This is a genomic window from Hominilimicola sp. (assembly GCF_046972485.1).
GTDB classification, from domain to species: Bacteria; Bacillota; Clostridia; order UBA1381; family UBA1381; genus Hominilimicola; species Hominilimicola fabiformis.
Genome location: NZ_JBKVWU010000121.1, coordinates 1 through 6637, shown reverse-complemented (window position 1 = coordinate 6637; position 6637 = coordinate 1). Strand labels below are relative to the sequence as shown.

The 6637-nt window shown below is 37.3% G+C and carries 8 protein-coding genes; 6 read left to right on the top strand and 2 right to left on the bottom strand.

Annotation, left to right across the window (positions count from 1 at the left end; translation table 11 throughout):
- From ACLTU0_RS10040 to ACLTU0_RS10025, 4 genes are all read left to right on the top strand, one after another.
- Nucleotides 1-248: WecB/TagA/CpsF family glycosyltransferase (locus tag ACLTU0_RS10040; protein WP_412322300.1), on the top strand; the 248-nt coding region annotated here is incomplete at its 5' end.
- Nucleotides 249-262: 14 nt separating this feature from the next.
- Entirely contained in the window at nt 263-937 is a 675-nt protein-coding gene (locus tag ACLTU0_RS10035) for a dTMP kinase (RefSeq protein WP_022229926.1), read from the top strand.
- The gene (locus tag ACLTU0_RS10030; protein WP_412322298.1) at nt 934-2457 is read left to right on the top strand and encodes a DUF5050 domain-containing protein; all 1524 of its coding nucleotides are present in this window, start codon (nt 934-936) and stop codon (nt 2455-2457) included. The genes ACLTU0_RS10035 and ACLTU0_RS10030 overlap by 4 nt, the downstream gene beginning before the upstream one ends.
- 218 nt (nt 2458-2675) lie before the next feature.
- Nucleotides 2676-3146 carry a DUF2798 domain-containing protein gene (locus ACLTU0_RS10025; protein ID WP_022229928.1) on the top strand — a complete coding sequence of 157 codons (471 nt, stop codon included), beginning with the start codon at nt 2676-2678 and terminating at the stop codon, nt 3144-3146.
- A gap of 16 nt (nt 3147-3162) precedes the next feature.
- On the opposite strand, the gene ACLTU0_RS10020 is transcribed toward ACLTU0_RS10025, so the two are convergent.
- Nucleotides 3163-4008 (bottom strand): helix-turn-helix domain-containing protein, encoded by an 846-nt coding sequence (locus tag ACLTU0_RS10020; RefSeq protein ID WP_412322296.1) that lies wholly within the window; start codon nt 4006-4008, stop codon nt 3163-3165.
- Nucleotides 4009-4137: 129 nt separating this feature from the next.
- Here ACLTU0_RS10020 and ACLTU0_RS10015 point away from each other — a divergent pair, with 129 nt between their 5' ends.
- The gene (locus ACLTU0_RS10015; protein WP_412322294.1) at nt 4138-4983 is read left to right on the top strand and encodes a ComEC/Rec2 family competence protein; all 846 of its coding nucleotides are present in this window, start codon (nt 4138-4140) and stop codon (nt 4981-4983) included.
- A 28-nt stretch (nt 4984-5011) separates the two neighbouring features.
- On the opposite strand, the gene ACLTU0_RS10010 is transcribed toward ACLTU0_RS10015, so the two are convergent.
- Nucleotides 5012-5938 carry a glycosyl hydrolase gene (locus ACLTU0_RS10010; protein ID WP_412322293.1) on the bottom strand — a complete coding sequence of 309 codons (927 nt, stop codon included), beginning with the start codon at nt 5936-5938 and terminating at the stop codon, nt 5012-5014.
- Between the two features lie 147 nt (nt 5939-6085).
- Here ACLTU0_RS10010 and ACLTU0_RS10005 point away from each other — a divergent pair, with 147 nt between their 5' ends.
- On the top strand, nt 6086-6559 hold the full coding sequence (locus ACLTU0_RS10005; RefSeq protein WP_022229932.1) for a DNA-deoxyinosine glycosylase: 474 nt from the start codon (nt 6086-6088) through the stop codon (nt 6557-6559).
- Nucleotides 6560-6637 lie beyond the last annotated feature (78 nt).

The window sequence follows — 6637 nt, the reverse complement described above, 5'->3', positions numbered from 1 at the left end:
CACCTAAGCAGGAACAGTGGATTGAAAGAAACAGAGATGCACTTAAAGTACGCGTTGCGATGGGCATTGGCGGAAGTCTTGACGTATTTGCCGGAAAAGTTGAACGCGCACCTGAAATATTCTGTAAAACAGGTATGGAATGGTTTTACAGACTTTGCAAAGAACCTTGGCGTATAGGAAGAATGATGGAATTGCCTAAATTTGCGGCAACGGTAATTGCAAAAGGTAAAAAATACAAACAAGACTGATTTTAGGAGAAATTATGGGGATACTTATAGCGATTGACGGTGTTGACGCAAGCGGAAAGCAAACACAGACGGAACTTTTAAAAAAGCGTCTTGAAAATGACGAATTAAAAATAAAGTCGGTGTCTTTTCCGGCGTATGACAACCCGTCGTCAACACTTGTAAAGATGTACCTAAACGGTGAATTCGGGGACAAGCCTTCAGATGTGAATGCGTATGCCACATCAACGTTTTTTGCGGCTGACAGATTTGCAACGTATAAAACCGATTGGGGAAAGGATTACGAAAACGGCACATTGATTTTAGCGGACAGATATGTGTCGTCAAATCTTATACATCAAGCAAGCAAAATCGAAAATCAAGAAGAAAAAGACAAGTTTTTAACGTGGCTTGACGACCTTGAATACAATGTTTACGGACTTCCGCGTCCGAACGTTACGATATTTCTTGATATGCCGCCAAAGTACGGCATAGAATTAATGAAAGACAGGGCGAACAAGTCGAACGGCGGGGATAAAAAGGATATACACGAGAGTGATATATCTTATCTTCAAAAAAGCTATGATAATGCAGTATACGTATCAAAACGTTTCGGCTGGAAACATATTTCATGTGTTGAAAACGGAAAAATAAGAAGTGTCGAAGATATAAATGATGATATTTATGCTGTAATAAAGGAGCGATTATCTTGAAAAAACTGATTGCACTTTTGATAAGCGGAATAATTATGTTGCCGTGCGTAAATGCTTTTGCTAATGACGTTATAGAAGTATATATTGACGGCGAAAAATTGGAATGTGACGTTAATCCGAAGAATATTGACGAACGTGTACTTGTACCGATGAGAGCGATATTTGAGGCCTTCGGTGCAAATGTGTCGTGGGACAATAACGGCAGAACGGTTTGGGCTGAAAGAAACGGCGAATTTATATGCGTGCCTGTTGATAATCAAATTATGAGTACGGGAGTATATAATTCAGACGGCTCGGCAATTTGGGTTGACCAAATTCAGCTTGACGTACCTGCTAAAATAATTGATGACAGAACATATGTTCCGGTAAGAGCGGTTTCCGAAACTTTAGGCGCAACTGTCGGTTGGGACGGTGAAAACAACAGAGTTGTTATAGACAGCCGTATAAACGAAAGCGGTACGGTATACTATGCATCCGATTCTGACTATCAAAAGCTATATTCAGTAGACAAAAACAGTGCAAACAGACAGAAATTATCTGACAACAGCGTCTGTGAACTTGAAATGTATGACAATAATGTCTACTATTTGTCTAAAAATGACAGACACCTTTACCGAGCAAATGACATAACGGGCGAAGAGGAACTTATCAATAAAACGGTCAATAAAATTGCCGTTGATGATGGGTGGATATATTATCAGGAATCGGACGGCGGAAAAAAGAGCGGTGTTCTTTATCGTATGAATATTGACAGCGGCGACGTTGAACGACTTACGGACAATTCGGTCAGATACCCTAAAAAGTACAAGGATTACATATATTTCAACTTGGATAATGACAATATAATGTACGGAATTACTCTTGACGGAACGTCACTTGTAAAATTAAGTATGGGTGACAGTGATGTTAAGCTGTATCCGTTTAACTGTTTTTATCACGGAGATTATCTGTTTGTCGAAAACGGTGTTTGGTACGGTAATTTGATGAGAATTAGCCGTGACGGAAGTGAAGTTAAGACTTTAAATCAAATTAATTCGCTTATTTGTAACAATCAAACGTCGACAGATAAAATTCTGTTTGTAAATCAAGACAACGGAAAAGATATTTATTGTATGAACATAGACGGAACAGACCAACACTTGGTCGTAAAGGGAGATTCGTCATGGATAAATATTGAACTTATTGCACAGTGGGGAGATACGATTTATTATAAAAACCCTTTTCGTGAGGAGGTTTACCGCGTAAATCTTGACGGCAGTGACAATAATTATGTTTGTTATGCAGACGATGTGAAGACTGCGGACGGCAGACTTATAACTTCGTATAACGGACTTTATATAGGCAGTCTTGACGCAAGCGACTTGACGTGTATTTATGATAAAGAAGTAAAAAAATTCAATGTTGAAAATGATAAAATTTACTTTGTGGATAAAAAAAGCGGTAAGCTTTATACGTCCGATTTCTCCGGAAACGTAAATGTTGTAACAAATGAATCTGTCGGAGAATGGGTAAGTAATTAAGTCTGTCGACAGCTCCAAAAATCACATCTTGCGATGTGATTTTTGAGTATTTTTAGAGAAAGGTATTGACAACACAGACTTGTTATGTTAAAATAATCCTCGCAATTTAATAATGCTTTGGTATATAATTGGAAACGACACATTGTGCTTAACGATGATAACGAACAACACGGATGTGTTGTTTTTTTGCGTAAATTTAAGGAACGAGGTAAAAATTTATGCCAAAGACAAAATTTCAAAACATTATTTTCACACTGATTATGGCTTTTATTATGGTGTACGCAATGATATGCTATAATATCAGCCTGAACAAGGGACAGATGAGCAATGAGGTGTTCTTGCTTGCATTTCACGAAATGGTTATAATGTGGCCTGCCGCATTCATACTTGAGTTTTTCGCAGTCGAAAAACTTGCGACAAAGCTTGCATTCAGATTTATAAGACCGGGAGTGGATAATCCGTTCTTTATCACGCTTGCAATTTCGTCAATGATTGTATGTATTATGTGTCCGACAATGAGTATGATTGCAACATTGTTGTTTAAAAATCCGGGTAAAGAAATTGTTGCGGTATGGTTGCAAACAACAGCTATGAATTTCCCGATGGCATTGTGCTGGCAAATATTTTTTGCAGGACCGCTTGCAAGATTAATTTTCAGAACAATATTCAAAAAACAACTTCAGCAATAATAAAAAGCAGTGTTAATCACTGCTTTTTTGATTTCTCTTTTAACATACGTCTGAATTTTTGCGGTGAAACATTGTACACTTGCTTGAAAATTCTTGATAAATGCGCACTTGACGAAAAGCCTGTACGAATAGCAATTTCGTTTAAGTTTAAATTTGTTTCGGCAAGCAGGGAATGGACATTTACAAGACGCACATTGTATAAATATTGCAGAAACGTTGCACCCGTTGCTTTGTGGAAAAGTCGTGAAAAATGATATTTGCTGATATGCACGACGTCGGTTATAATGTCAAGGTTTATGTCCTCTTTATAGTGGTTGTTTATGTAATCTATCGCCGTAACTATTTCGGGCGGAGTATTTTGACTTGTGATAATTTCGGCATTTTTTGAAAGGTCTTTAATTACAGAAACAAGCTGAAAAACACTGCTCAGCGCAAGTTTTTCGGAAAGCAAACCTATTCTGTTTGAAAATGCGTCAATTTTTTTGAAGTAATCGAGAATAAGAGTAAATTGCTCATCATTAAGATGGAATACGCACGACTTGATGTTATCGAAAAGAATATCGGTTTCTGTTTTTGTCAAAATTCCGCTCAGCATATCACTGCTGAAATTCAAAACATATCTTTCGTAAAAATCAATGTCGCGGCTTTCCATATAGTGAATGTCAAACGGCTTTAAAATTACCAAATCGCCTTGCTTTAACGTGTAACAAATATCGTCAAGGAACAAGTATCTCTCACCGTCCGCCTGCAAATATATTTCATATGCGTCATGGTAGTGCTGTATCTTCATATCATATTTTTCCGATGATTTAACGTGATTTATATACATTTCCGAAAACGGAAAAAACACAGCATTTAACATATACAATATCCTTTCAAATTTATACTATACAGATATTTTAACATTAAACATCAAAATAATCAACAAAATACTTGCAGATTAAGTCAATTATAAGTTATAATAATTTTATATATGAAGGGAGAGTAGAAGATGAGCAAGATTTTAAATATGTTAATGGCATTTGTTATGTCATTCGGAATATCGGGAAGTAATGTAAACCCGTCGGATATACCCGAAAATTCAAATTTTGAGGTGCATTTTATAGATGTAGGACAAGCTGATTCGGCGCTTATAGAATGTGACGGCGAAACGATGATGATAGACGGCGGAAATGTTGCGGACAGTAATGTGGTAGCGGCATATTTAAAGAAAGAAGATGTTACGGAGCTTAATTATGTTGTGTGTTCTCATGCTCATGAGGACCATGTCGGCGGTTTGTCAGGTGCGTTGTCGGTAACAAAAGCGGACAACATATATGCACCGAAAACAAAGGCGAATACAAAGGCATATAAAAATTTCAAGAAAAAAGCCGAAGAACAAAATGTTGAAATCAAGCACCCGAATGTCGGTGACGAAATTCAGCTTGGCAGCAGTACGGTTGAATTTTTAGGACCTGTTGACGAAAACGGCAAGGATTTAAACAGTACGTCAATAGTATTAAAAATCACATACGGAAACACATCATTCTTATTTACGGGTGACGCCGAAAGCGACGAGGAAGAAGAAATATTAAACAGCGGTGCGGATTTAAAATCAACGGTGCTTAAAGTCGGTCATCACGGTTCGAGAACGTCAACGTCATATCCGTTTTTGCGTGAAGTTATGCCGCAGTATGCCGTGATAAGTGTAGAAAAAGGCAATTCATACGGTCACCCTAATGAAGACACTTTAAGTAAACTAAGTGACGCGGGTGTGGAAGTGTATCGCACCGATGAAAGCGGCGATATTGTAATGACAAGTGACGGAAACAGTATAAATATAGTTACGGCAAAATAAAAGGCAGACGTTTCGTCTGCCTTTTATATTATCTGAGTTTAACTGATATATCCTTATTTCTGTCACATACCAAAACACCGTCTTTAACTTCAAGTTCGGCAACTTGAATTGACGTTCTGCGTTCGTTTCCGATATTATTTTCAAGCATATTTTTTTGCCTGTCAGGGTGAGTGAAGTAGAAAATATATGCGTTATTATCTGTTACATATACATCGGCGTGATTTGCGATAACTCCGTCATCTTCTCTTGTACCGCCTACGTCAAGAATACGACTGCTTTGCTTTGCCCAAGTTGTAAGGTCGTCCGAATAATAGACGTCCAAACCGCTCCAACAGTCGGTTATAAGCCAATACTTACCGCCAAATCCAAATACATTAGCGCCCTCGTGCGGAACATCATCGGCGGCACAGCCTTTAACTTCCCAATTATATAAGTCTTTGCTGTCGGCAAAATATGTATGAGAGCCGTTCCGCTCGTCCTTGTACCACATTCTGAAAATACCGTTCGATAGTCTGAATACACAAGCGTCAATAATCTTTTCTGATGAAAGGTTAAGCTTGCTTTCAAAATTCCAATCAATCAAATTTTTTGATGTGTAGTGAAGAATGTAACGAGGGTGATTCCAGTCGGCAGGAATTCCCGGAACATAGCTTACATACATATGATAAAGCTCTCCGAAACGTATAACCTCCGGTGCCCAATATGTATTTTTGCCTTCGCCGTATTCAAGGCCTTTGCATATGCCTATATATTCCCATGAATTGCCGTTGTCTTTACTTTCCGCAATTCCTATATCAGTACCGTGTACCCACATTACGCCTTCTTCTTCAACGTCTGCGCGTCTTGCGGTGTAAAGCATATAATGAGTGCCTGTTTCTTCATTATATATAACGACAGGGTCGGCGGCTCCGTTATGAATAGGGTCTTTAAACAATGGTGCGTTTGCTGTTTTCATAATCTATAATCCTTTCTTTATTTGTGAATATTTTTATGATATAATATAAAAATATAATAGTCAATACAAAATTTGATTTTCACTGATATTTTTATAAAATTAAGGTGTATTTAAGGTTTATACAGTATTATTTAAGAGGTGATAGAAATGGAATTTCATACAATAGAACCCATATACGATAAAAATTCAAAAATACTTATACTCGGCAGTTTTCCGTCTGTAAAATCACGTGAAGCAAACTTTTTCTACGGTCATCCGCAGAACAGGTTTTGGAAGGTGCTTGCGAATGTTATGAATGACGTCTGTCCGGGCACGACAGAGGAGAAAAAAGCATTTTTGATAAAACATAATATTGCGGTTTGGGACGTTATTGCAAGCTGTGACATAGAAGGTTCGTCCGACAGCTCTATAAAAAATGTTACGCCGAATGATTTAAGACGGATTTTACAAACGGCTGAAATTAAAAAAATCTTTACAAACGGAAATACCGCGTATAAATTGTTTGTAAAATACAATTCTGACTTAAATGCGGTAAAACTGCCGTCTACAAGCCCTGCAAACGCAATGTTTTCGCTTGAAAAATTAATCGAATATTGGCGAGTTTTAAAAGATTTTACATAAATTTAAGATAGGCTTGAATACAATTTTACATAGATTATATATAATTAGCTTAGAGGATTTTATAAAATATAAATAAGG

Excerpts from the sequence above, each read along its gene's own strand:
- ACLTU0_RS10035 (WP_022229926.1), top strand. The coding sequence starts at position 263 with ATGGGGATACTTATAGCGATTGACGGTGTTGACGCAAGCGGAAAGCAA.
- ACLTU0_RS10025 (WP_022229928.1), top strand. The coding sequence starts at position 2,676 with ATGCCAAAGACAAAATTTCAAAACATTATTTTCACACTGATTATGGCT.
- ACLTU0_RS10020 (WP_412322296.1), bottom strand. The coding sequence starts at position 4,008 with ATGTTAAATGCTGTGTTTTTTCCGTTTTCGGAAATGTATATAAATCAC.
- ACLTU0_RS10015 (WP_412322294.1), top strand. The coding sequence starts at position 4,138 with ATGAGCAAGATTTTAAATATGTTAATGGCATTTGTTATGTCATTCGGA.
- ACLTU0_RS10010 (WP_412322293.1), bottom strand. The coding sequence starts at position 5,938 with ATGAAAACAGCAAACGCACCATTGTTTAAAGACCCTATTCATAACGGA.
- ACLTU0_RS10005 (WP_022229932.1), top strand. The coding sequence starts at position 6,086 with ATGGAATTTCATACAATAGAACCCATATACGATAAAAATTCAAAAATA.